Origin of the sequence: Acidovorax sp. SUPP950, from assembly GCF_030158935.1 — a bacterium.
GTDB lineage: Bacteria > Pseudomonadota > Gammaproteobacteria > Burkholderiales > Burkholderiaceae_C > Paracidovorax.
Genome location: NZ_BQXE01000001.1, coordinates 1,240,524 through 1,264,576 on the forward strand (window position 1 = coordinate 1,240,524; position 24,053 = coordinate 1,264,576).

Genomic DNA, 24,053 nt, shown 5'->3' on the forward strand with positions numbered 1-24,053 from the left:
GGTGCTATCTCGACAGCACCGGCGCGAAGGCCGAGCGCTCGATCTCCTGCAGCGTGGGCGACTCCCCCGCCCACAGCACGAGCGCGGGCCCGGGCAGGCTGAGGTTTCGCTCCAGCCAGCGGCACAGCCGGTAGCGGTCCTCATCGTCCATGGCCGGCAGGAGCACGAAGACGAGGTAGGCCCGCCGCTGCGGAAACTCCCGCAGGGCCTTGCACACGATCCAGCATTTCGCCACCGGGCGGCAGCGGGCCAGTTCGGACTGCACCTCGCTCAGTTCGAACGGCGAGAGATCCTGCCGCGCCACCCGGCTGAAGTATGGCGGGGTGGACAGCTCCTCCCACGCCCGCTCCTCGGCCTCGCCCGCCTGGCGCAGCCGCTCACGCCAGTGCTTGAGGCCCTCGGCGTCGTATTCCAGGCCCGGCCGCGTCGTCTCCAGTTCGGCGACGGCGGCATTGGCCGCCCACCAGCGCCGGGCCGGCGCCGCATCCCACAGCCGCGCCAGAACGGCCAGGCGGGCCTCCCGGTCGGGGGCCGGCAGGCAGCGGGCCAGCCCCTGCAGCGCGCCGGCGTGCTCGCTGCTGCGCTGCAGGGCCGCCTCGTACAGAGGGCGCACATCGGCGGCGGGGTCCAGCTGGCGCAGCAGCGTGGCCCATTCCACGGTTTCGTCGGCGTTGTGGCGGGCCGCGCTGGCTTTCAGCGCCTCGGCCCGTTCGCGCACCCGGGTCAGCCAGGCGTGGTGTTCCTTCCAGCCGGTGGCGTTTTCCTGGCACCACAGGCGGTCGAAATGGTCGATCCAGCGCTGCGGATCGCGGCCCAGCAGCGACAGGGCGCCGCGGCGCGATCCCTCGGGCAGGGCAGGTCGCGCACCGGTGAGCGCCTCGACCCGGTCGCGCAGCACCGGGTGGGTGTCGTCCACGCCGCTGATGCGCCGCACGGCCTGGCGCAGCGCCTCCTGGGCGAAGCCGGCCTCGACCGGCATCGCCAGCAGGCGTCGCAGGGCGCCGTAGGGACCCACCGGCAGCGGGTGGGCCACGGCCGTGCGCCAGTGCCCGGGCCAGAACTCGTCCGCCAGCCAGGCGGCCTTGATCTCGATCTCGGCCAGCGCAGCGGCCGCCACGTCGGGGCCCAGCAACCGGCCGGCGATGCGGTCCGCCTCGTATTCGTCCTGGCGCGCCAGGGCGAACGTCCGCGCGGCGAAGCGCGGGAAGTACCAACGCAGGAAGGCCTGCGTGGCCGCCGCCACCGGCCCGCTGCCATCGCGCAGGCCCTCGTGCAGGCGCAGCCAGCCCAGCCGCGTGCGGTAGATCCAGGCGGTGAATTGGCCGTGGCCACCGCGCAGGTGGCCATATTCGTGCGCCAGCACGGCCATCAGGCGCGGCTTGTCCAGCGCCATGACGAGCGGCAGGCCGATGGTGAGGTGGTTGACCGCGCCGCCGAACAGGCCCCAGCGCGGCGTCTGCCGGATGCTGGCGTTGAAGTCGCCGTCCAGGTACACGCCGTGCAGCGCCGGGCCCTTGACCTTGGTGCGGATGCGCTCCAGCGCCTCGAACAGGCCGGGCGCATCGGCCGCCGTGATGGGCAGGCCATCGGGCGCGTCGATGCGCACCCAGAGCGCGCGCAGGCAGGTCCACAGCAGGCCGCCCGCCCCGAGCACCACCCACACGTAGGCCACGCGAAAGCGGCCATGCCACAACTGGGGCAACACCCAGGCCAGCAGCCCCGCCGACAGCAGCAGGCAACCCACCACCCAGGCGTACCCCAGGGCCGCGAAAGCGGCGACACTGCGCCGGTACGCGCTGGAGTCTTCAGCGCTCGCGTGCTCGCTCATGCGCACCATGTGAACGAAATCCGCCTGGTCCATGTCCCGCCATCCCCCGTTTGCCAATCCCCTATCGTATCCATGACCGACGACCTTCCCGCCCTGCGCCCCACCCCGCCCGGCCTCTATCGCCACTACAAGGGCCTGCTGTACGAGGTGATCGACACCGCGCGCCACAGCGAGACGCTGGAGCCCATGACGCTGTACCGCGCGCTCTACGGCGAGCGGGGGCTGTGGGTGCGGCCCGCCGCGATGTTCGAGGAAACCGTGGTGATCGACGGACGGGCGCAGCCGCGCTTCGAGCGGGTGCAGGCATCGCCGGAAGCCGTGCCCGCGGCCAAGCCATAGAAGTGCCGAACGCCCTAGATCCGATTGCCTTTGTAGCTATTATTTTTATAGCAAATTAATTCTAATCCGTTGCAATACGCCAGCTTCGGATGGGCCACGGCGCGTTCGTGCGGCAAAGCGAATTCCACTGCACCAGGAACACCATCCTGTTTCATCCTCTGGTCTGTGCCAGTTGAAACGAAGGTCTGGTCCGTGAAATTTTCCAAACTGCTGCCGCACTCCCGTCCCACCCCGAACGCGGCCCCGTCGACCTCGCCCGGGAAAACAGTGGGTACGGCGCCCAAAGCCAGCAGCAGCCACGGCGGTGGCGGCCTGCTGTCCGGCCTGGTGGGGCGCCATTCCAAGCCACAAACGGCGCCCCGGCCGCGCCAGCCCCTGGACGGCACTGCCAGCCAGCGGGCGTCCGACGTGGCCTCCGCCATCCGCTACATGAACGCGAGCGCGGGACCGGCCTTTGCCGCCCCGCTCCCCCGCCCCGCAGCGGAACCGCCGGCGGCGCAAGCCCCTTCCGGGGCGCACCCGGAGATCCGGCAGGAGCCGCCGCCCGCAGCGCAGCCCGTACCGGATTCGGCACACGCGGAGGAGATCCAGGCCGACGAGAGCACCGAGGTGCAAGCCGCGATGGCCCGACTGCAAGGCCGGACCCTGTTCACCATCGCCGAAGAGCCCGAGCTGGAGGCACAAGCGACGAGGGTCACCCTGCAGGATCTGTTCGATGCCGAGGACAAGGCGCGGGCCAAGGCCCAGGCCAAGGCGCAAGCCCGCTTGCCGACCGCGGCGGCGGCCACCACCGCGCCGGCGCATGCCCCCTCCGGGGGAATCGCGCAGCGGCTGCGCCATTTCTTCCAACGGTCTTAGCCGGAGCGGGGGGCGACGCGGGCCATCCCCTGCCGGCCCCCGCCAGAGCAATTCGATGCGCCGACGTGCCAGCGCCAGAAGGTTGATTGCCTCCGCAGCTATTGTTTTTATAGCAAACGCATTGCCTGGCCGTCCCCGTTCCCGTCCCCGCGCGGCAGCATGACGGTGGCAACCAGACCGCCGCCTGGCGCATTGCCCAGCTGCAGGCTGCCGCCGTGGCGCTGCGCGATGTCGTGCGCGATCGACAGCCCCAGGCCCACGCCGCCGCTGTGCCGGTTGCGCGAGCCCTCCACGCGGTAGAAGGGCTGCATCACCCGGTCCAGCTCCTGCTCGGGCAGGCCGGGCCCGTGGTCGCGCACGGCGATGCGCACCGCGGCGCCATCGTCGCTCAGCGTGATCTCGGCGCCGCCGCCGTAGCGCACGGCGTTGCCCACTAGGTTGCCGATGCAGCGGCGCAGCGCGCCCACCCGCGCCGGCAGCGGCCGCGCGCTGCCCTGCAGCGTGACGGCGTGGCCGCAGTCCTGCGCGTCGTCCACCAGGCTCTGCAGCAGCGCCCCGATGTCCAGCGGCGCCACCGGCTCGGCATGGGCCACGCCGCGCAGGTGGTCGAGCGTGGCGGTGATCATGGCGTCCATCTCGCCGATGTCGCGGCAAAAGCGCTCGCGCTCGCCGTCGTCGTGCAGGGTTTCGGCGCGCAGCCGCAGCCGGGTGAGCGGCGTGCGCAGGTCGTGCGACACCGCGGCCACGAAGCCGTCGCGCTCGGCCAGTTGCTGGCGGATGCGCGCCTGCATCTGGTTGAAGACGCGGCTGGCCTCGCGGCATTCGGCGGGGCCATCCTCGGGCAGCGGCGGGCCGTGGAGATCGCCGCCCAGATCGCGCGCGGCGCGGGCCAGCCGGTGGATGGGCTGCGACAGCCAGCGCGCCCCCCACCAGGCGGCAAGCATGAGGGCCAGCAGCCGCACCCCGATGTCCAGCGCGAGGCCCGCGTGCAGGAAGCCGGGGCGGCGTTCGCGCGAGGGGCCACCGGGTTCGGGTGGCCGGGCGGGTGGCGGGCGCCGCGCGGCATCGCCGTCCATGGCGGCCCCGGGTGGCGGCGGCGGGCCCATGCCGGCCGGGCGCAGCTCGAACATCAGCGTGAGGGCCAGCACGTGGCTGGCCGTGACGGCCACGAACAGCAGCAGCGCCAGCCGGCCGAACAGGGTGTCCGGCAACCAGCGCCTCCACCCTGTGCGCGCGGGCGCCATCGGCGCGGTGGCCGCGGCCTGCGTCACTGCGCCCTGCCCGCCAGCCCCTGCACGGTCTGGGTGTGAAACAGGTAGCCCACGCCGCGCACCGTGCGGATGAAGGCGGGTGCGCGCGGGTCGTCCGACAGCTTGTGGCGCAGGCGCGAGACCAGCAGGTCGATGCTGCGCTCGAACGAATCCATGGTGCGGCCGCGCGCATGCTCCATGAGCTGGTCGCGGCTGCACACGCGCCGCGGCATGCGCAGGAAGGTGCACAGCAGGCGGTATTCGGCATTGGTGAGCGGCACGGTGACGCCGGACGGCGAGACGAGATGGCGCTCCACGCTGTGCAGCGCCCAGCCGTCGAAGCGCACGACGTCGTCCGGCACCGCGGGCTCGGCCGCGGGACGGCCCGCCGCGCGCCGCAGCACGTTCTGGATGCGGGCGACCAGCTCGCGCGGCTCGAAGGGCTTGCTCATGTAGTCGTCGGCGCCCATTTCCAGCCCGAGCACGCAGTCGTACGGATTGGCGCGCGCGGTGAGCATGATGATGGGCACGGCCGAGCGCTCGCGCAGCTCGCGCGCCAGGGTGATGCCGTCGGTGCCGGGCAGCATGATGTCCAGCACGACGAGGTCCATGGCCTGCGCGGCCATGCGCTCGCGCAGGGTCTGCGCATCGCGCGCCGCATGGGTGGCATAGCCGAAGCGGGCGAGGTACTGCGTCAGCAGCACGGTGATGTCGTCGTCGTCATCGACCACCAGGATGTGTTGCATGGGAGCGGGCGGAAAAGCGGGGTTGCCGCCCCAGTGTACGCAGCGCCCGCGCGGCGTTGCGCGGGAACTGGCGGGCTTTTTCCCCGCTGTTCGCGCCTTGGCCAACCCTTTCGTACCAGGCCCGATACAAACGGGACAAACCGCCGTTACCGGCGCTTCCAAGAATGGGCTGCAGGCTGCTGCCGGTGCGCGCGCCCCGCTCCCGGGACGCACGACGGCGCGGCAGCCGCCAACCCTTGGAACGAAAGGAACGATGATGACGACCATCAGTAGTGTCGGCAGCGCGTGGTCCAGTGCGAGCGTCCAGCGGGCTTCGCGCCCCGGACCTTCGCCGGAGCGCCTGTTCGGAAAATTGGATGCCGATGGCAGCGGCGGCGTGGACGGCACCGAGCTGCAGGGGCTGCTGGACAAGGTGGCGAAGAAAAGCGGTGTGGACAGCAGCACCAGCGCTTCGGACCTGATCCAGAAGTACGACAGCGACGGCAACGGCAGCCTGAGCAGCGATGAGCTGTCCAAGACGCTGGAGAGCGTGCTGCCGCAGCGCTCCACCATGGACTTCGCCCAGTCGCGCAGCGACGCCAGCAGCGGCGCCACCGGCCAGGCCGGCGACGACCTGTTCGGCAAGGTGGACGGCGACAGCGATGGCAAGGTGAGCCAGGCGGAATTGCAAACCCTCCTGGAAAAAATCTCCGGCGGCACCACCAGCGCCACCGGCACCAGCAGCGACGAGCTGTTCGGCCAGCTGGATGCGGATGGTGACGGCAGCCTGTCGCAGGCGGAGTTCGATGCGGGCCGGCCTTCGGGCCAGGGCGGCGCGGGCGGACCGCAGGCGGGCGGCATGCCGCCCCCACCCCCGGGTGGACCCGGTGGTCCGGGCGGGCCCGGCGGAGCGGGGGGCGCCAGCAGCGCGAGCGCATCGTCCGGCAGCACCACCTACGACGTGCTGGACACGAACGAAGACGGTGTCGTGTCGGCCTCGGAACTGGCGGCAGCCAGCACCACCAGCACATCCGGCGGCACGACGGATGCGGTCACCGCGCTGTTCAATGCCATCGACACCGACGGCGACCAGCAGCTCAGCGCCAGCGAGTCGTCGTCGTTCATCGACCAGCTGACGCAGTGGGCGACGGCCAATGCCACCGGCACGGCCAGCAGCAGCAGCAGCAGCAGTACCGGCCAGGACGACAGCACCGCCAGCGCCTCCCGCAGCGGCCAGCGGCTGGACTTGACCCAGCTGGCCGAACAGGCACGCCGGCAATACGCGGCGGCCGCCAGCGCGTGGACCACCAGCGGCAACGCCAGCACCTTGAGCGCCCTGGCCTGAGAGGGCCGCCGGCCGCGCCCGCAGGCACCGGGCGCCCGGCCCCTGGTTTTGCCGGTCCACGCAGTGCTGCACAGCCCGTCAGTGGACGAGCTGCGTGGACCGGCACCCCGCGCCGATGGCATTGGAGCAAAAAACAGCTCCAGCGCAATATCATCTAGGGCATATAGCTATATTTTTTATAGCAAACTCATTGGCATGCCTGCCACGCTGCCGTCTGTATCCGCGGGCAAAGACCCTGGCCGTATCAAATGGATACAACGGAATGACCGGATGCTGCGTACACACTCACTGTCGTTCCTTCAGTGAAGCCATTGATGCCCCCCATCCAGAAACCCGACGCTCCCGCCGGGGCCACGCAATCGCCCCCATCCCAGGGTGCCCCCCTGCCCTTCAACGAGCCGCAGCGCCTGGAAGCCCTGGAAAAATTGCGCGTGCTCGACACCCGCCCCGAACAGGCTTTCGACGACCTCACCATGCTGGCGTCAGCGGTGTGCCAGGCGCCGATCGCGCTGATTTCGCTCATCGACGCGGAGCGGCAGTGGTTCAAGTCGCGCACCGGCATGGACACCCCCGAAACCCCGCGCGAGCTGGCCTTTTGCGCCCATGCCATCCTGCAGCCCGACTACGTGTTCGAGGTGCCCGATGCGCACCTGGACCCGCGTTTTGCCGGCAACCCGCTGGTCACCGGCGAGCCGGGCATCCGGTTTTATGCCGGTGCGCCGCTGGTGACCTCGGATGGCATGCCCATCGGCACCGTCTGCGTGATCGACCGCGAGCCCCGCACCCTGACGGACGCCGAGCGCCGCGCGCTCGAATCGCTGGCCCGCCAGGTGGTGACCCAGCTGGAGCTGCGCCAGGCCATGGCCGGCCTCGAACTGGAGAGCATGACCGACGGGCTCACCGGGCTGTGGAACCGGCGCTGCCTGGACCGGCAGTTGCGCACCAGCTGGGACGAAGGCAAGCAGGCGGGGCAGCCGCTGAGCCTGGTGATGGTGGACCTGGACCATTTCAAGCGCGTCAACGACGAACTGGGCCACCAGGCCGGGGACGACATCCTGCGCCATGCGGCCGAAGTGGTCCGCAGCCATGTGCGGGCGGGCGATTTCGTGGCCCGCTTCGGCGGCGAGGAATTCTGCGTGGTGCTGCCCCAGACGCACGCCACCGGCGCCCGCCTCGTGGCCGAGAAGCTGCATGCGGCATTGAATGCCAGCACCTGGCCGCACCGGCCGGTCACCGCCAGCTTCGGGGTGGCCACGGCGGGGTTCGAGGAGGTGAGCGATCCCCACGCACTGCTGGCGCGGGCCGACCGGGCGCTCTACGTGGCCAAGGATTCGGGACGCAACCGGGTCTGCGTGTTCGACGGCTGGTCCTGAGCGGGGGCCGCCGCCCGGCGGTCCGGATCAGCCCAGCCGGGGCAGCAGTTTGAGCACGGCGCGGGGGTAGATGGCATGTTCCTGCGCCAGCACGCGCGCGGCCAGCGCCGGCGCCGTGTCGCCGGGCAGCACCGGCACCACGCCCTGGGCGAGGATGGGGCCGCAATCGAGTTCGGCCGTCACCTCGTGCACGGTGGCGCCGGCCACCTCGCAGCCTGCATCGATGGCGCGCTGGTGCGTGTGCAGCCCCGGAAAGGCGGGCAGCAGCGAGGGATGGATGTTGACCAGCCGCCCGGCGTAGCGCGCCACGAACCCGGGCGTCAGGATGCGCATGAACCCCGCCAGCACCACCAGCGCCGGCGCATGGGCGTCGATGCGCTCGGCCAGCGCCGCATCGAAGGCCTCGCGCGAATCGAACGCCCGGTGGTCCAGCGAATCCGTGGCGATCCCCTCGGCCCGGGCCCAGGCCAGGCCCGCGGCGTCGGCCTTGTTGCTCAGCACGGCCGCCACCCGGGCGCCGTGGCAGCCGGCCCAATCCTGCTGGCGCGAAGCATTCACGATGGCTGCCATGTTGGAGCCGCTGCCGGAGATCAAAATCACGATGTTCTTCATTGCCGGAAATTATCCCCCGCCATGCCCTTCGATCCCCGCACCCGCCCCCTGTCGCCCACCGAGGCCCGCGTGCTCGCCACGCTGATGGAAAAAGCCCGCACCGTGCCCGACAGCTACCCCCTCACGCTCAACGGCGTGCTGACCGGCTGCAACCAAAAGAGCAGCCGCGACCCGGTGATGCAGCTGACCGAGTCCCAAGCCCAGGAGGCGCTCGATTCACTGCGCCTGCGCACACTGGCGGTCGAGATCGGCGGCAACCGGGCGACGAAGTTCGAGCACAACTTCCCGCGCGGCATCGGCGTGCCCGACCAGTCGGCGGTGCTGCTGGCCCTGCTGATGCTGCGCGGACCGCAAACCGCGGGCGAGTTGCGCATCAACTCGGAACGCTGGCACCGGTTCGCCGACATCTCCTCGGTGGAGGCCTTCCTGGACGAGCTGCAGTCGCGCAGCGAAGAAAAAGGCGGCCCGCTGGTGGTGCAGCTGCCGCGCGCGCCCGGCGCCCGCGAGCAGCGCTGGGCCCACCTGCTGTGCGGCCCGGTCGATGCGAGCCAGTACGCCGCCGGTGCCTCGGCCGCCGAGGCCCCCGCCGCCCAGGGACTGGCCCCGCGCGTGGCCGCGCTGGAGGCCGAAGTGGCCCAGTTGCGCGCCACGGTGCAGCGCCTGTGCCAGGAACTGGGGCTGGAGGCAGCGCAGCCGCAAGGCGCTGCGCCCGTGTCGCCGCCCGGACAGGAGTAAAAAGCACGACCGTGCTACAACCGGCGGATCGGCTCGAACCGGCAGCCCCAGGAGACACACCGCATGGATCTCGCATTCACCCCCGAAGAACAGGCCTTCCGCGAAACGATTCGCGCCTGGGTCAAAGAGCATCTCCCCCCGGAGATTTCCCACAAGGTGCACAACGCCCTGCGCCTGACGCGGGGCGACATGCAGGGCTGGGCCAAGATCCTGGGCAAGAAGGGCTGGCTGGGCTTCGGCTGGCCCAAGGAGTTCGGCGGCCCGGGCTGGACCGCCGTGCAAAAGCACCTGTTCGAAGAGGAATGCGCCCTGGCCGGCGCGCCGCGCATCATCCCCTTCGGTCCGGTGATGGTGGCGCCCGTCATCATGGCCTTCGGCAATGCCGAACAGCAAAAGCGCTTCCTGCCCGGCATCGCCAGCGGCGAGGTGTGGTGGAGCCAGGGCTACAGCGAGCCCGGCGCGGGCTCGGACCTGGCCTCGGTCAAGACGCGCGCCGAGCGCGTGGGCGACCACTACGTGGTCAACGGCCAGAAGACCTGGACCACGCTGGGCCAGTACGGCGACTGGATGTTCAACCTCGTGCGCACCAGCACGGAAGGCAAGCCGCAGACCGGCATCTCGTTCCTGCTGCTCGACATGAAGTCGCCCGGCGTCACCGTGCGTCCCATCCGATTGCTGGACGGCGAGTGCGAGGTCAACGAGGTCTTCTTCGACAACGTGAAGGTGCCCGCCGAGAACCTGATCGGCGAAGAGAACAAGGGCTGGACCTATGCCAAGCACCTGCTGAGCCACGAGCGCACCAACATCGCCGACGTGAACCGCAGCAAGCGCGAGCTGGAGCGCTTGAAGCGCATCGCCCGCGCCGAGGGCCTGTACGACGACCTGCGCTTTCGCGACCAGATCGCCCTGCTGGAGGTGGACATCGTGGCGCTGGAAATGCTGGTGCTGCGGGTGCTGTCGGCCGAAAAATCCGGCAAGAACTCACTGGACATCGCGGGCCTGCTCAAGATCCGCGGCAGCGAGATCCAGCAGCGCTATGCCGAACTGATGATGCTGGCCGCCGGCCCCTTCAGCCTGCCCTTCATCGAAGAGGCGATGGAGGCCGGCTGGCAGGGCGATGCGGGCGCCGGCGCGCTGAGCGGATTCCCGGGCGGCGAGGCGGTCAACGCACCGCTGGCCGCGAATTACTTCAACCTGCGCAAGACCACCATCTACGGCGGCTCCAACGAGGTGCAGCGCAACATCGTCGCCCAGACCGTTCTGGGCTGAACCCCACCCCCTCCCGCCAGGGCGAGAACTTCGCCAGGAGTGAAAAAAATGGACTTTGATTTCTCTGACGACCAGCAATCGCTGCGCGACGCGGTGCGCCGCTGGGTGGACAAGGGCTACACCTTCGAGCGCCGCCGCGGCATCGTGGCCGCCGGCGGCTTCGACCGCGCGGCCTACAACGAATTGGCCGAGCTGGGCCTCACGGCCCTGACCGTGCCCGAGGCGCACGGCGGCCTGGGCCAGGGCCCGGTGGACGCCATGGTGGCCCTGGAGGAACTGGGCCGGGGCATCGTGCTGGAGCCGCTCGCCCAGGCCTTCATCGCCAGCAGCGTGCTGGGCCAGTACGCACCCGAATCCGTTCAGGCCGACTGGCTGCCGCGCATCGCCAGCGGCGAGGCCCTGGTCGTGCTGGCGCAGCAGGAGCGCAAAGCCCGCTATCGCCTCGACGTGTGCGAAGCCACCGCGGCGGCGGCGCCATCAGGGCATGCGCTGACAGGCCTCAAGAGCATCGTTCCGGCCGGCGACCAGGCCGATGCCTTCTTGGTGCCCGCCCAGTGGAACGGCGCGATCGCCCTCTTCCTGGTCGAACGCGGCGCGCCGGGCGTCACCACGCGCGGCTACGTCACGCAGGACGGCAGCCGCGCGGCCGAGGTGCAGTTGGCCGACGCACCCGCCACGCTCGTCACCACCGACGGGCTGGCCGCGCTGGCCCTGGCGGTGGACACCGGCATCGCCGGCGTGTGCGCCGAGGCCGTGGGCGTGATGGACCAGGCCGTATCGCTCACCGTGGACTACATGAACCAGCGCAAGCAGTTCGGCGTGGTGATCGCCAGCTTCCAGGCCCTGCGCCACCGCGTGGCCGACATGAAGATGCAGCTGGAGCTGGCGCGCTCGATGAGCTACTACGCCAGCCTCAAGCTCAACGCCCCGGCGGACGAGCGCCGCCGCGCCATCGCCCGCGCCAAGGTGCAGCTGGGCCAGTCGATGCGCTTCGTGGGCCAGCAATCGGTACAGCTGCACGGCGGCATCGGTGTGACCGACGAATACATCGGCAGCCACTACTTCAAGACGCTCACCCAGTTGGAGATGACCTACGGCGACACGCTGCACCACCTGGGCGAGGTATCGGCGCGCATGCAGGACACGGCCGGCGTCTTCGCCTGACGGGGCGGGCCTGGCGTGGCGCAGCGCGCTATTCGGACAGCACCTCGAATGCGAGGAACTGGCTGATCTGCGTATCGTTGAAGTTGTTGTCGGACACCATCACCAGACTGCGGTGGCCGTTGGCCAGACGCGGCCCCCAGGCCATGCCCTCGATGTTGTCCAGCGTGCGCAGGCCCAGCGTGTTCAGGTTGAGCACCAGGCGCTTGCGCACCGGCGTGAAGCCGCCCGAACCCAGCGAGGCCATGCCGCTCACGTCGCTGGCGCCTTCGGTGTCGATCTCGTACAGGCGGATGTGCATGCGGTACAGATCGTCGCTGCCCTGCACGCCCGAGCGCTCCAGCACCAGGAAGCGGTGGTCGTCCACCGCCAGCATTTCCGAAACGCCGTTGTCCGCGTTCTTGCCCGTGCCGGGCACCGCCTGGATGGGATCGACCGGATAGGCCACCTGGCGCAGCAGCGCACCGCTGCGGTTGTATTGCAGCATGCGTGAATACGCGCCCGCCGTGGGCGTGGGCACCGGGCCGTCCTGATAGAGCGGCGCCTCCATGGCCACCCACAGCGATGCGCCATCGGCCGAGAAGCTGAGCCCCTCCAGCGTGAGGTTGTTGCGCGCGCCGGTCGCCTGCGTGGGCGACATGCGGTAAGCCGCGGGCCACGGCAGCGCGCCCAGGGCCCGGCCGCTGGCATCGGCATGCATCACGAACGGGTCCAGGCCCAGGCTGCGGTCGCCCTCGCTGGTCCACCACAGGCTGCCGTCGCGCGGATCGATGCGGATCGCCTCCGGATCGGGCACGGGGCTCGTCGCCGTGGAGGCCGTGCGCGCGGGGTACACGCTGCCGTCCGCCTGGCGCAAGGGCGTGGTGCCCAGGAACTGCACGGGTGCGAATGTGGATGGGTCGAACTGCAGGCGCGCGGTATAGAAGCGCGCGGGGTTCTTGTCCGAGCGGTCGTCGCTGACCAGTACCCAGGTGTCGCGCGCGGCGTCGTAGTCGATGCCCGAGAGCCCTCCCACCAGGGTGCCGCCCACCTGCAGCGTGTTCGGCACGGTCTGCTCGCCGATCAGGCGCACGCTGATGTCGCGGGCACCGCCGTCGCTGCCCCCACAGGCGGCAAGGCACACGGAGAGGATGGCAGCGCAGGCAAGGGGTCTGAACATGGACGGCTCTTCGGTCAAGGGGATGGCAGGGGTGGACAGCGCCGGACCTTAGCGGGCCCGCATGACAGGCTGATGGCACTCACGGCCCGGCATTTGGCGGGGAAATTTCACACATTCCGAAAGATGGAATTTCGCTATAGTGGCCGCCCCAACAACATCTCGGAGGTTTTTCCGCCATGCGCACCTTGATCCAACAGATTGCGGCCATTCCCCTGATGGCCCTCATGGCCACCAGCGCCTGGAGCCACGGACCGGGCCACGGCCCTGGCGGAGGCAACGGCAGCCCGCCGCGCGAAGTCGTCGGCTACTTCACCTCGTGGGGCATCTATGCGCGCAACTTCAAGGTCAAGGATCTGGTCGCCCAGGGAGGCGTTCCCGCGGTGACCACCATCAACTACGCGTTCGGCAATGTTCGGCCCGCGCAGGCCGGCGGCGCCGGCCCGGTGGTCTGCCAGCTGGGCGATGCCTACGCCGATGTGGAGCGCGCCTGGGCCGCCGAAGAGAGCGTGGACGGCCAAGCGGTCGATGCCAGCCAGCCGCTGCGCGGCAACTTCCAGCAGTTGCTCGCACTCAAGCGGGCCTACCCCGGCACCAAGGTCCTGATCGCACTGGGCGGCTGGAATGGGTCGAAATGGTTCTCCGACGCCGCGCTCACCGCCGAATCCCGCAGCGCGCTGGTCACCTCCTGCATCGACCTGTTCATCAAGGGCCGGACCGACGGCAGCACCACGGGCAACGGGCCGGCCGCCGGCGTGTTCGACGGCATCGACATCGACTGGGAATACCCGGCGGCAGAAGGCGCCGAGGGCAACACCGTGCGGCCCGAAGACACCCGCAACTTCACGCTGCTCCTGCAGGAGTTTCGCCGCCAGCTCGATGCGATCGACCCGCAGCTGCGCCTGACCATCGCCGCGCCGGCCGGCCCGCAGACCGCCGCCAAGATCGAACTGGCCGAAGTGGCCCGGTCGCTCGACTTCATCAACGTGATGGCGTATGACCTGCACGGCGCCTGGGAAAGCACCACCAACCACCAGGCCGCGCTCGCGCCGAACCCGAACGACCCGGCCCGCGCGCAGAAACTCTCGGTGGTCGAGACCGTGGGCCGATACCTGCAGGCGGGCGTGCCCGCGCACAAGATCGTCGTCGGGGCGCCGCTGTATTCGCGCGGCTGGACGGGCGTGACCAACGCCCAGCGCGGCCTGTACCAGGCGGCCACGGGCATTCCCGCCGGCACGTACGAGGCGGGCATCGAGGACTACCAGACCCTCCAGGCCAAGCCGGGCTTCAGCCGCTACTGGGATGCCCATGCACGCGCGGCCTGGCTGTTCGACGGCACCACGTTCTGGACCTTCGACGATGCGCAGACCCTGCGCGAGAAAGCGCGCTTCGTGAAGCTGGCCCGCCTGCGCGGCATGATGTTCTGGGAGCTGTCGGGCGATGGCGGCGAGCTGGTGCGCGCCGTGGGCAACGAACTCTCGCGCTGAACGATCACTGCTCGCCAAAGGTGGAAGGCCGCTGTCGCCCTTTGGGTCGCAGCGGCCTTTTTTCAGGCCCGTGCCCGCCCCGCGCAGGCATGGTGCAACGCCCTCGTCGCAGCGCGGCCAATGCACGAACGGGGCCCGCAGCGAATCCGGGATAATCGTCCACCCATCCTGAAGGCGCCAAGCATGCGCGCCTCCCCTATTTGCCCCTCCCGACATGAGCGCAACACCCCTCGCAGACCCCAACCGCCAACACCTTGAAACCGCCAGGACGCAGATCGCCCAGGGCGAACTCCAGAAAGCCGCGCTGACGCTGAACAAGGCCCAGCAGCAGTCCCCCAACGATCCGCGCGTGTTCATGCTGGCGGGCCTGATGGCGGAGAAGGCCGGCAACCTGCCCAAGGCGTTCGAGGCGCTGCGCCATGCCGTGGCGATCTCGCCGGACTGGGGCCCTGGCCTGCTGGAACTGGCCCTGCTGCTGGCACGCCAGAACCAGTTCGACGAAGCAGTGAGCACTGCGGAGAAGGTCGCCCGGATCGAACCCAACAACCTCGTGGTACTGGCCGGGGTGATCGACGTCGCGCACCGCGCGGGCCACCTGGACATGGCCGTGCGCCACCTGCGCCGCGGGCTGGAACTCGTGCCCGGCGATGCGCAGCTGCGCCGCCAGCTGGCACGCGACCTGAGCGGCCAGGGCGCGCACGCCGAATCCGTCGAGCTGTGGAGCGGCCTGATCGCCGAGAACCCGGCCGACACCGAATCGCTGCTCGGCCGCGTGAAGGCGCACCTCGCCGCGGGCACGCCCGCCCGTGCCGTCGCCGACACGACGACGCTGCTGGAACTGGCCCCTGGCGACTCGGTCTATGCCTACTACGCCGCGCTGGCCCATGGCGTGACGCCGAAGCACCAGCCACCGGAGCTGAACCGCGGCCTCTTCGACAGCCTGGCCGAGATGTACGACCAGCACATGGTGCGCGGCCTGCGCTACCAGTTGCCCAAGCGCGTGGCGGACAAGATCCTCGAACGCTTTCCGGACAAAAAGCTCAACCTGCTGGACCTGGGCTGCGGCACGGGCCTGCTTGGCGTGTGCCTGGGCCGGCTGGACGGCTTTTTGATCGGCGTGGACATCTCGATGAAGATGATCGAGCAGGCCGGCCGCCACAACGTGTACGACCGCTTCCACCACGTCAACCTGCTCGACGCCCTGCAGGAAACGCCCGACGCCATCTACGACGTGCTGGCCGCGCTGGACGTGTTCATCTACACCGGCGACCTCACCGAAACCGTTCCCAACGCCCTGCGCATCCTGGTGCCCCAGGGCGAGCTGATCTTCTCTTGCGAGACCTCGGACGAAGCGGGTCCGGACATGGTGCTGCAGCCCAGCGGCCGCTACGCCCACAAGCGCAGCCACGTGGTGGCTCTGTGCAAGGCGGCGGGCTTCGAAACCGTGGAAGTGGAAGACACCGTGCTGCGCTACGAGAACAACGCGCCCGTGCAGGGCTTCATCGTCACGGCGCGCAAGGCGGTCTGACGGCGGGGCGCCCACGGCGCCCCCCAAAGAAAAAGCGCGGCCGTTGCCGCGCTTTTTTCATGCCCTCGTGCACGGGGTCAGAACCCCAGCGCGTGCGGCAGCCAGGTCGAGATGGCCGGCACGAAAGTCAACAGGATCAGCACCGCCAGGTGCGCCAGCAGGAAGGGCGGCAACTCCCGCGTGAGGGCCGCCAGCGGCACCTTGGTGGCCACCGAGGTCACGAACAGCAGCCCGCCCACGGGCGGCGTGATCATGCCCAGGGTGAGGTTGACGATCACCACCATCGCGAAGTGGATCGGATCGATGCCCAGCGCCGCCGAGATGGGCGCCAGGATCGGCACGAGGATCATCACGCCCGGCAGTGGCTCCATGAAGATGCCGAATAGCAGCAGCAGGATGTTCACCGCGATCAGGAAGGTGACGGGCGACAGGTTCCACCCCACGATGGTCTCCGCCAGTTGCTGGGGAATGCCTTCGATCGTCAGCACCCAGGCGAACGCGGCCGACGCCGCCACCACCAGCAGCACCGATGCGGTCAGCAAGGCCGAGCGCGCGGCGATGTGGGGTAGCGCCTTCCACTCCAGCGTGCGGTAGATCCATTTGCCGCAGATCAGCGCATAGAACACCGCCACCACCGACGCCTCGGTGGGCGTGAAGATCCCGAAGCGGATGCCCACCAGGATCAGCACGACCAGCATCAACGCCGGGATGGCGCGAATGCTGTTGGACAGCATCTCCGCGCGGCTCGGCCGTGGCTCGCGCGATCGGTAATCGCGGCGCACGCACACGCGCCAGTTGACGAGCGCCATGGCCGCAGCGATCAGCAGCCCGGGCGCGAAGCCGGCGATGAAGAGCGCCCCCACAGACACCTGCTCGTCCTGCAGCGCATAGATGATCATGATGATCGAGGGCGGAATGATGGGGCCCACGATGGCCGTGCTGGCGGTGAGTGCCGCCGCGTAGGCACGCGAATACCCGGCCTTGTCCATCATCTTTACCATCATGGAGCCGGGCCCCGCCGCATCGGCCAGGGCCGAGCCTGAGATGCCCGAGAACAGCGTGAGTGACAGGATGTTGGCATGCCCCAGCCCGCCGCGCAGGTGGCCCACGAACTGCGCCGCGAAGCGCAGCAGCACCACGGTGAGCGCGCCGCCGGACATGATCTCGGCCGCGAGGATGAAGAACGGCACCGCCATCAGCGGGAAGCTGTCGATGCCGGTGAACATCTCCTTGAACACGATCAGCTGCGGATAGCGCCCGCCCACGAACACCGCGATCGCGGCCGACATGGCCAGCGCGAATGCGACGGGAAAGCCCAGTGCCATCAGGACGATGGCGGAAACGAAGAGGGTGATGGCCATGGGTCAGGTCCTTCGGAACATCACAGCGACGCGGCGGACTCGGCGTCCATCTCGTCGGACTCAACATAGCGCCCATCCCGTACATAGCCCCGGGCCATGAACAGCAGGTGCACGAACAGCAGCAGGAAGCCCACCGGCATCGCCGAATAGATCCAGGCGAACGCGATGTCGGTGGCCGGCGTGGTCTGGAACCGCGTGGCCCACACGTACTGCACCGAGAACCACGCCATCACCAGGAAGAACACGCCCAGCCCCGCCACGATCAGCCCGCGCAGCCAGCGCGCGCCAGTCTGCCCCAGCGTGTGGTGCAGGTTGTCGATGGCCACGTGCCCGCCGAAGCGCAGCACCAGTCCGGCCCCGAGGAACGTGCCCCAGATCATCAGGTGCCGGGCCACCTCCTCCGCCCAGACGATGGAATCGCCCGTGGTGTAGCGCAGCACCACGTTGGCGAAGACGATGCAGGCCATGGCCAGCAGCAGGATGATGAGCAGCCAGCGGTTGCAGGCCACCAGCGCGCGCTCGAATCGGTTCAGCATGGGAGGGAGGGCACCTGCCGGCGCCAATCTGTCGGTCGATCGATCAAAACGGAAAAAGCCCGGCCAGGCCGGGCAGAGGAAAAGCGCACGCCGGACAGGCTCCGGCCGCGCCGGCCACCATCACTTCGTGCTGGTGATCTGGTCCAGCGTCTTCTGGCCGAACTTGGTGGCGTATTGCTTGTAGGCGGGCTCCAGGGCCTTCTGGAAGGCCGACTTGTCGACCGACTCCACGACCTGCATGCCGGCCGCCTTGACGTCTGCCAGGCCCTTTTGCTCCACGTCGTCCACGAACTTGCGCGAGGCCGCCGCACCCGCCTTGGCACCCTGGGTGAAGCTGGCCTTCTGCGCATCGCTGAGGCTCGACCAGAGGTTGGGCGACACGATCAGCGCCATGGGCGCATAGACGTGGCCGGTCAGCGAGAGGTATTTCTGCACCTGCGGCAGCTTGGCGGAAACGATCACCGACATCGGGTTCTCCTGCCCGTCGATCGTGCCCTGCTGCAGCGCACCGATCACTTCGGGCCAGGACATGGGCGTGGGCGAGGCGCCCAGCGTGCGGAAGGCAGTGATGTGCACGGGGTTCTCGGTCACGCGGATCTTGAAGCCCTTGAGGTCTGCCGGCGTGCTCACCGGATGCTTGTTATTGGTCAGGTGGCGAAAGCCCTGCTCGCCCCAGGCCAGGGCGATCAGGCCCCGGCCCTTGAACTTGCCCAGCAGGTCCTGGCCGAACGGGCCGTCCAGCACCGCGCGGGCATGGGCCGTGTCGCGGAACAGGAAGGGAATGTCCACCACGCCCACATCGGGCACGAAGTTGCTCAGGGCGCCGGTGGAGACGATCACCGCCTCCACGGTGCCCAGCTGCAGGCCTTCGATCAGCTCGCGCTCGCCACCCAGGGCGCTGGAGGGGAACTGCTTGAACTTGAAGGCGCCGTTGGTGCCTTTCTCGACCGTGTCGGCCCAGGCCTGGGCGGCCGCGCCGTAGTGCGAGTTGATCGCCAGCGCATAACCGACCTTGATTTCCTTGGCCTGCTGGGCGAACACGGGAAGGATGGGCAAGCCGGCAACGGCGGCGGCCAGCAACAGGCGGCGGGAAGCAATGCGCATGGAAACGGTCCGATCTGGCCCCCAGGGGGCGTTGTGACAAAGGAGGCAGGATTATTCCCGCAGCCCCGCCCCCCGGCCCTCGGGGAAAGTACCTGCGCAGGCGCTTTTTTTCGATCAGTCCAGCAGGCGGGACGATTTGGGCACGTGCGCCATCAAAAACTCCATCTGATCCGCCAGGATGCGGCGGTTGCGCAGGATGAAGTCCTCCCACAGGCTGGGCACGTAGGGCGCGTAGAGCAGCGGCATGTGCGCCTGCTCGGGCGTGCGCGGGCCCTTGCGGTGGTTGCAGGGGCGGCAGGCCGTGACCACGTTCATCCAGTGGTCCACGCCCTGGCGCGCATAGGGCACGATGTGCTCGCGCGTGAGGTCTTCTTCGTGGAAATGCCCGCCGCAATACGCGCAGACGTTGCGGTCGCGGGCGAAGAGCTTGCCGTTGGTCAGGCTGGGCTTGAGGTTGAACGGGTTGATGGCCGGCACGCCCTTGGTGCCGATGATGCTGTTGACGCCGATGACCGACTGCTCGCCCGTCACGGCGTTGTGGCCGCCGCGGAACCGGGCGATCTGCGCGCCGGATTCCCAGCGCACCTCGCCCGCGGCATAGTGAATGACCGCCTGTTCCAGCGAAATCCACGATTGGGGCAGCCCCTGGGCCGACAACTTCAAGACCTTCACAACTCGCCTCCTGGAACAACGATGCACACAAGGATTCGGAACGCTGATGTCTCACGGGCGGCGTGCCAAGGCCGGCCTGTGGCTCACAATATACTCCGTTCATGACAAATTGGCGTCCAGCGCTTGATACACCTGCGCACGGCGCTATCAAAAGTAAAGCACTCCGATGAAGATCTTTCGAGGCTTCCATCACCCCGACATTGCATCGGCCTGCGCCCTCACCATCGGCAATTTCGACGGCGTGCACCGTGGCCACCAGGCCATGCTGGCGCTGCTGAACAACGAGGCGGCCCACCGCGGCGTGCCCAGCTGCGTGCTGACGTTCGAGCCCCACCCGCGCGACTATTTCGCCGGCGCCCGCCAGCGCCCCGAACTGGCCCCCGCCCGCATTGGCACCCTGCGCGACAAGCTGGACGAACTGCGCCGCTGCGGCGTGCAGCAGACCGTGGTGCTGCCCTTCAACGAACGGCTGGCCAGCCAGCCGCCGCAGGCGTTCATCGAGGACGTGCTGGTGCGCGGCCTGGGCGCGCGCTACGTGCTGGTGGGCGACGATTTCCGCTTCGGCGCGCAGCGCGCGGGCGACTACGCCATGCTGGACGGCGCCGGGCGCAGCCAGGGCTTCGAGGTGGCCCGCATGAACAGCTACGAGGTGCATGGCCTGCGGGTATCGAGCTCGGCCGTGCGCGAGGCCCTGGCCGCCGGCCGCATGGAAGACGCCGCGCGGCTGCTGGGCCGGCCCTATGCCATCTCGGGCCACGTGGTGCACGGGCGCAAGCTCGGCCGTGAGCTGGGCGCCAGCCGCGAGGGCGCCGGCGACGGCTTTCGCACGCTCAACCTGCGCTTTGCCCACTGGAAGCCCGCTGCGGGCGGCATCTTCGTGGTGCGGGTGCACGGCCTGGCCGCCGAGCCCCTGCCGGGCGTGGCCAACCTGGGCGTGCGCCCGTCGCTCGATCCCCGGGACGTGAACGGCGGCCGCGTGCTGCTGGAGACCCACTGCCTGGACTGGCCCCGCGATCTGGGGGCCGAAGGGGCGTACGGTAAAATCGTCCGCGTGGAACTCCTGCACAAACTGCACGACGAGCTGAAATACGACAGCTTCGACGCCCTCACCCGCGGCATCGCCAGGGACTGCGATGACGCGCGGGCGTATTTCTCCGCCTCCACGCACGCCGAGACCCGTCGCCAGACCACGCGCGACCGAATTTGACGGTCCCCGTGCCGCAGCGCAGCCCTGCGGCCCCGTCCGCCCCCTCATCTTCTTTCTCTTCCTGCGTTCCAGGCCATGGCCCGGAACGGCCCGCTCCTTAGGTCTTGCCATGTCCGAGAACACGAACGCCACCCCCACCCCTTCCACCGGCACGGACTACCGCGCCACGCTCAACTTGCCCGACACCGCCTTCCCGATGCGCGGCGACCTGCCCAAGCGCGAGCCGGGCTGGGTGAAGGAATGGGACGAAAAAGGCATCTACAAGAAGCTGCGCGACGCCCGCTGCGGCGCACCGAAGTTCATCCTGCACGACGGCCCGCCCTACGCCAACGGCCAGATCCACATGGGCCATGCGGTGAACAAGATCCTGAAGGACATGATCACCAAGGCGCGCCAGCTCGAAGGCTTCGACGCGCTGTACGTGCCTGGCTGGGATTGCCACGGCCTGCCGATCGAGAACGCTATCGAGAAAAAGCACGGCCGCAACCTGAGCCGCGACGACATGCAGGCCAAGAGCCGCGCCTATGCCACCGAGCAGATCGCCCAGCAGATGGGCGACTTCCAGCGCCTGGGCGTACTGGGTGAATGGGACAACCCCTACAAGACGATGAACTTCGCCAACGAAGCAGGCGAAATCCGGGCGTTCAAGCGCGTGATGGAGCGCGGCTTCGTGTACCGGGGCCTGAAGCCCGTGTACTGGTGCTTCGACTGCGGCTCATCCCTGGCCGAGTTCGAGATCGAGTACCAAGACAAGAAGAGCACCACGCTGGACGTGGCCTTCAAGGCGCACGAGCCCGCGAAGCTGGCCGCCGCCTTCGGATTGAGCGCTTTGCAGAAAGATGCCTTCGTGGTGATCTGGACCACCACCGCCTGGACCATCCCCGCCAACCAGGCGCTGAACCTGAACCCCGAAATCACCTATGCGCTGGTGGACACCGAGCGTGGCCTGCTGGTGCTGGCCGAATCGCTGGTGGAAGACTGCATGGCCCGCTACGGCCTCACCGGCCAGGTGCTCGCCACGGCGCTGGGCGAAAAGCTCGGCGGGCTGGAGTTCGAACACCCGCTCTACGACGTGAAAAGCGAAGACGGCAGCCATGGCTACCGGCGCCTGTCGCCCGTGTACCTGGCCGACTACGCCACGGCCGACGACGGCACCGGCATCGTGCACTCCTCTCCCGCCTACGGCCTGGAGGATTTCAACTCCTGCCGCGCGCACGGCCTGGCGCTGGACGACATCCTGAACCCCGTGCAGGGCAACGGCACCTACGCGGCCGACTTCCCCCTGTTCGGCGGCCAGCACATCTGGAAGGCCGTGCCGGTCGTCATCGAGGCGCTGCGCAACGCTGGCCGCCTGATGGCCACCAAGGACATCACCCACAGCTACCCGCACTGCTGGCGCCACAAGACCCCCGTGATCTACCGAGCCGCCGCGCAATGGTTCATCCGCATGGACGAAGGCGAAGGCGTGTTCACGAAGGACAAGGCGCCCAAGACCCTGCGCCAGACGGCGCTGGAAGCCATCGAGCACACCAGTTTCTACCCCGAGAACGGCAAGGCCCGCCTGCACGACATGATCGCCAACCGGCCCGACTGGTGCATCTCGCGCCAGCGCAGCTGGGGCGTGCCGATCCCGTTCTTCCTGCACAAGGACTCGGGCGAGCTGCATCCGCGCACCATGGAGATCATGGACAAGGCGGCCGATATCGTCGAGAAGGGCGGCATCGAGGCCTGGAGCCGCGTGACGCCCGAAGACATCCTGGGCGCCGAGGACGCCGCCTGCTACACCAAGAGCACCGACATCCTGGAGGTGTGGTTCGACTCCGGTTCCACCTTCTTCCACGTGCTGCGCGGCACGCACCCGAACGTGCACCACGACACCGGCCCCGAGGCCGACCTGTACCTCGAAGGCCACGACCAGCACCGCGGCTGGTTCCACAGCTCGCTGCTGCTGGCGAGCGCGCTGGAGGGCCGCGCGCCCTACAAGGGCCTGCTGACCCACGGCTTCACCGTGGACAGCCAGGGCCGCAAGATGAGCAAGTCGCTGGGCAACGGCATCGATCCGCAGGAGATCAACAAGAAGCTCGGCGCCGAGATCATCCGCCTGTGGGTGGCCGCCAGCGACTACTCGGGCGACATCGCGGGCGACGACAAGATCCTGGCGCGCGTGGTGGACGCCTACCGCCGCATCCGCAACACGCTGCGCTTCCTGCTGGCCAACGTGAGCGACTTCGATCCGAAGGCCGACGCCGTGCCGTTCGACCAGATGCTGGAGATCGACCGCTATGCGCTCACGCGGGCCGCCGAATTCCAGGCCGAAGTGCTGGCCCACTACCAGGTTTACGAGTTCCATCCCGTGGTGGCCAAGCTGCAGCTGTACTGCTCGGAAGACCTGGGCGGCTTCTACCTCGACGTGCTCAAGGACCGCCTGTACACCACGGCGCCCAAGAGCCTGGCACGCCGCAGCGCCCAGACCGCGCTCTACCAGATCACGCACGCCATGCTGCGCTGGATGGCGCCCTTCCTGTCGTTCACGGCGGAAGAGGCGTGGAAGGTGTTCGGCACCTCCGAATCGATCTTCCTGGAAACCTATGGCGCCATCGCGGGCGCCGACGAAGGGCTGCTGGCCAAGTGGTCCCGCCTGCGCGCCATCCGCGATGCGGTGAACAAGGAAATCGAAGCGCTGCGCGCGGCCGGCCAGGTGGGCTCTTCGCTGCAGGCCACGGTCACACTGACCGCCGCCCCTGAAGACCACGCGCTGCTCGCCAGCCTGGGCGACGACCTGAAGTTCGTCTTCATCACGTCCGCGATCGAACTGGTGGCGGGCGATGCGCTGCGGATCAGCGTGCAGGCCAGTACCGACACCAAGTGCGAGCGTTGCTGGCACTACCGCAGCGATGTGGGCCAGGACCCGGCCCACCCGACGCTGTGCGGCCGCTGCACCAGCAACCTGTATGGCGCCGGCGAAGCGCGGGAGCACGCGTGATGGCCCGCAGCAGCTATTCGTCTTCATCCTCCGCGGGCAGCAAGATGTGGCCCTGGCTCGTCTGGGCACTGCTGATCCTGATCGCAGACCAGTTCACGAAGACGTTGATCCTGGGCTACTACCGGCTGGGCGATGCCACCTACATCACCGGCTTCTTCAACATCGTGCGTGCGCACAACACGGGCGCGGCGTTCTCCTTCCTGGCGGATGCGGGCGGCTGGCAGCGCTGGGTGTTCACGGGCATCGGCGTGGCGGCCACGCTGTTCATCGTGTGGCAGTTGCGCGCCCATCCCGGGCAGAAGCTGTTTTGCTTCGCGCTGTCCAGCATCCTGGGCGGCGCCGTGGGCAACGTGGTGGACCGCATGATGCACGGCTACGTGGTGGACTTCCTGGACTTCCACGCGCGGGGCTGGCACTTTCCGGCCTTCAACCTGGCGGACTCGGCCATCACGGTGGGAGCGGCCTGCCTGATCCTGGATGAACTGCTGCGGGTGAAGCGCTCGTCCTGAAGACAGGGCGCCGAC

21 protein-coding genes are annotated in these 24,053 nt (G+C 68.9%); 12 read left to right on the top strand and 9 right to left on the bottom strand.

From position 1 onward, the window contains the following. Positions 1-4: 4 nt before the first annotated feature. Positions 5-1,861 carry a M48 family metallopeptidase gene (locus AVME950_RS05860; RefSeq protein ID WP_284429080.1) on the bottom strand — a complete coding sequence of 619 codons (1,857 nt, stop codon included), beginning with the start codon at positions 1,859-1,861 and terminating at the stop codon, positions 5-7. A 39-nt stretch (positions 1,862-1,900) separates the two neighbouring features. Here AVME950_RS05860 and AVME950_RS05865 point away from each other — a divergent pair, with 39 nt between their 5' ends. Both AVME950_RS05865 and AVME950_RS05870 read left to right on the top strand, forming a co-directional pair. Beyond that, entirely contained in the window at positions 1,901-2,167 is a 267-nt protein-coding gene (locus AVME950_RS05865; protein WP_284429081.1) for a DUF1653 domain-containing protein, read from the top strand. Between the two features lie 192 nt (positions 2,168-2,359). Then, complete coding sequence (locus tag AVME950_RS05870) at positions 2,360-3,025, top strand: hypothetical protein (protein WP_284429082.1); 666 nt, start codon at positions 2,360-2,362, stop codon at positions 3,023-3,025. 107 nt (positions 3,026-3,132) lie between these two features. On the opposite strand, the gene AVME950_RS05875 is transcribed toward AVME950_RS05870, so the two are convergent. Together AVME950_RS05875 and AVME950_RS05880 are read right to left on the bottom strand one after the other, a co-directional pair. After that, the gene (locus AVME950_RS05875) at positions 3,133-4,236 is read right to left on the bottom strand and encodes an ATP-binding protein (protein WP_284429083.1); all 1,104 of its coding nucleotides are present in this window, start codon (positions 4,234-4,236) and stop codon (positions 3,133-3,135) included. A 56-nt stretch (positions 4,237-4,292) separates the two neighbouring features. Then, positions 4,293-5,021 (bottom strand): response regulator, encoded by a 729-nt coding sequence (locus AVME950_RS05880; protein WP_284429084.1) that lies wholly within the window; start codon positions 5,019-5,021, stop codon positions 4,293-4,295. A 256-nt stretch (positions 5,022-5,277) separates the two neighbouring features. Here AVME950_RS05880 and xopAW point away from each other — a divergent pair, with 256 nt between their 5' ends. Beyond that, positions 5,278-6,345 carry a XopAW family type III secretion system calcium-binding effector gene (gene xopAW, locus AVME950_RS05885; RefSeq protein ID WP_284429085.1) on the top strand — a complete coding sequence of 356 codons (1,068 nt, stop codon included), beginning with the start codon at positions 5,278-5,280 and terminating at the stop codon, positions 6,343-6,345. 314 nt (positions 6,346-6,659) lie between these two features. Further along, entirely contained in the window at positions 6,660-7,718 is a 1,059-nt protein-coding gene (locus tag AVME950_RS05890; RefSeq protein WP_284429086.1) for a sensor domain-containing diguanylate cyclase, read from the top strand. Positions 7,719-7,745: 27 nt separating this feature from the next. Here AVME950_RS05890 and purN read toward each other — a convergent pair whose 3' ends face one another. After that, positions 7,746-8,330: a phosphoribosylglycinamide formyltransferase gene (gene purN, locus AVME950_RS05895; protein WP_284429087.1), complete on the bottom strand. Its 585-nt coding sequence runs from the start codon at positions 8,328-8,330 to the stop codon at positions 7,746-7,748. 21 nt (positions 8,331-8,351) lie between these two features. Here purN and AVME950_RS05900 point away from each other — a divergent pair, with 21 nt between their 5' ends. The 3 genes from AVME950_RS05900 (at position 8,352) to AVME950_RS05910 (ending at position 11,498) form a co-directional block, all read left to right on the top strand. Then, a complete protein-coding gene (locus tag AVME950_RS05900) occupies positions 8,352-9,065 on the top strand; it encodes a YceH family protein (protein WP_284429088.1) in 714 nt (237 codons plus the stop codon). A gap of 63 nt (positions 9,066-9,128) precedes the next feature. Then, complete coding sequence (locus AVME950_RS05905; protein ID WP_284429089.1) at positions 9,129-10,334, top strand: acyl-CoA dehydrogenase family protein; 1,206 nt, start codon at positions 9,129-9,131, stop codon at positions 10,332-10,334. 48 nt (positions 10,335-10,382) lie between these two features. Continuing rightward, positions 10,383-11,498: an acyl-CoA dehydrogenase family protein gene (locus tag AVME950_RS05910; protein ID WP_284429090.1), complete on the top strand. Its 1,116-nt coding sequence runs from the start codon at positions 10,383-10,385 to the stop codon at positions 11,496-11,498. Between the two features lie 28 nt (positions 11,499-11,526). On the opposite strand, the gene AVME950_RS05915 is transcribed toward AVME950_RS05910, so the two are convergent. Continuing rightward, positions 11,527-12,654 carry an esterase-like activity of phytase family protein gene (locus tag AVME950_RS05915; RefSeq protein ID WP_284429091.1) on the bottom strand — a complete coding sequence of 376 codons (1,128 nt, stop codon included), beginning with the start codon at positions 12,652-12,654 and terminating at the stop codon, positions 11,527-11,529. A gap of 176 nt (positions 12,655-12,830) precedes the next feature. Between AVME950_RS05915 and AVME950_RS05920 the strand changes: the two genes are divergently transcribed. Together AVME950_RS05920 and AVME950_RS05925 are read left to right on the top strand one after the other, a co-directional pair. After that, positions 12,831-14,138, top strand: coding sequence for a glycoside hydrolase family 18 protein (locus AVME950_RS05920; protein WP_284429092.1), 1,308 nt, complete (start codon positions 12,831-12,833; stop codon positions 14,136-14,138). 214 nt (positions 14,139-14,352) lie between these two features. After that, on the top strand, positions 14,353-15,666 hold the full coding sequence (locus AVME950_RS05925) for a tetratricopeptide repeat protein (RefSeq protein WP_272548716.1): 1,314 nt from the start codon (positions 14,353-14,355) through the stop codon (positions 15,664-15,666). Positions 15,667-15,743: 77 nt separating this feature from the next. Here the strand turns inward: AVME950_RS05925 and AVME950_RS05930 are convergent, their stop codons facing one another. From AVME950_RS05930 to AVME950_RS05945, 4 genes are all read right to left on the bottom strand, one after another. Further along, entirely contained in the window at positions 15,744-17,027 is a 1,284-nt protein-coding gene (locus AVME950_RS05930; protein WP_272564644.1) for a TRAP transporter large permease, read from the bottom strand. 20 nt (positions 17,028-17,047) lie between these two features. Continuing rightward, positions 17,048-17,563: a TRAP transporter small permease gene (locus AVME950_RS05935; RefSeq protein WP_284429093.1), complete on the bottom strand. Its 516-nt coding sequence runs from the start codon at positions 17,561-17,563 to the stop codon at positions 17,048-17,050. A 120-nt stretch (positions 17,564-17,683) separates the two neighbouring features. Beyond that, a complete protein-coding gene (locus AVME950_RS05940) occupies positions 17,684-18,667 on the bottom strand; it encodes a TRAP transporter substrate-binding protein (RefSeq protein ID WP_284429094.1) in 984 nt (327 codons plus the stop codon). A 114-nt stretch (positions 18,668-18,781) separates the two neighbouring features. Beyond that, positions 18,782-19,339: an HNH endonuclease gene (locus AVME950_RS05945; RefSeq protein WP_284429095.1), complete on the bottom strand. Its 558-nt coding sequence runs from the start codon at positions 19,337-19,339 to the stop codon at positions 18,782-18,784. 166 nt (positions 19,340-19,505) lie between these two features. On the opposite strand from AVME950_RS05945, the gene AVME950_RS05950 reads away from it, so the two are divergent. From AVME950_RS05950 to lspA, 3 genes are all read left to right on the top strand, one after another. Continuing rightward, positions 19,506-20,546 (top strand): bifunctional riboflavin kinase/FAD synthetase, encoded by a 1,041-nt coding sequence (locus tag AVME950_RS05950; protein WP_272564649.1) that lies wholly within the window; start codon positions 19,506-19,508, stop codon positions 20,544-20,546. 109 nt (positions 20,547-20,655) lie between these two features. Next, positions 20,656-23,529: an isoleucine--tRNA ligase gene (gene ileS / locus AVME950_RS05955; RefSeq protein ID WP_284429096.1), complete on the top strand. Its 2,874-nt coding sequence runs from the start codon at positions 20,656-20,658 to the stop codon at positions 23,527-23,529. Beyond that, positions 23,529-24,038: a signal peptidase II gene (gene lspA / locus AVME950_RS05960; protein ID WP_284429097.1), complete on the top strand. Its 510-nt coding sequence runs from the start codon at positions 23,529-23,531 to the stop codon at positions 24,036-24,038. Before ileS ends, lspA begins: the two co-directional genes overlap by 1 nt. The last annotated feature ends 15 nt before the right edge of the window (positions 24,039-24,053 follow it).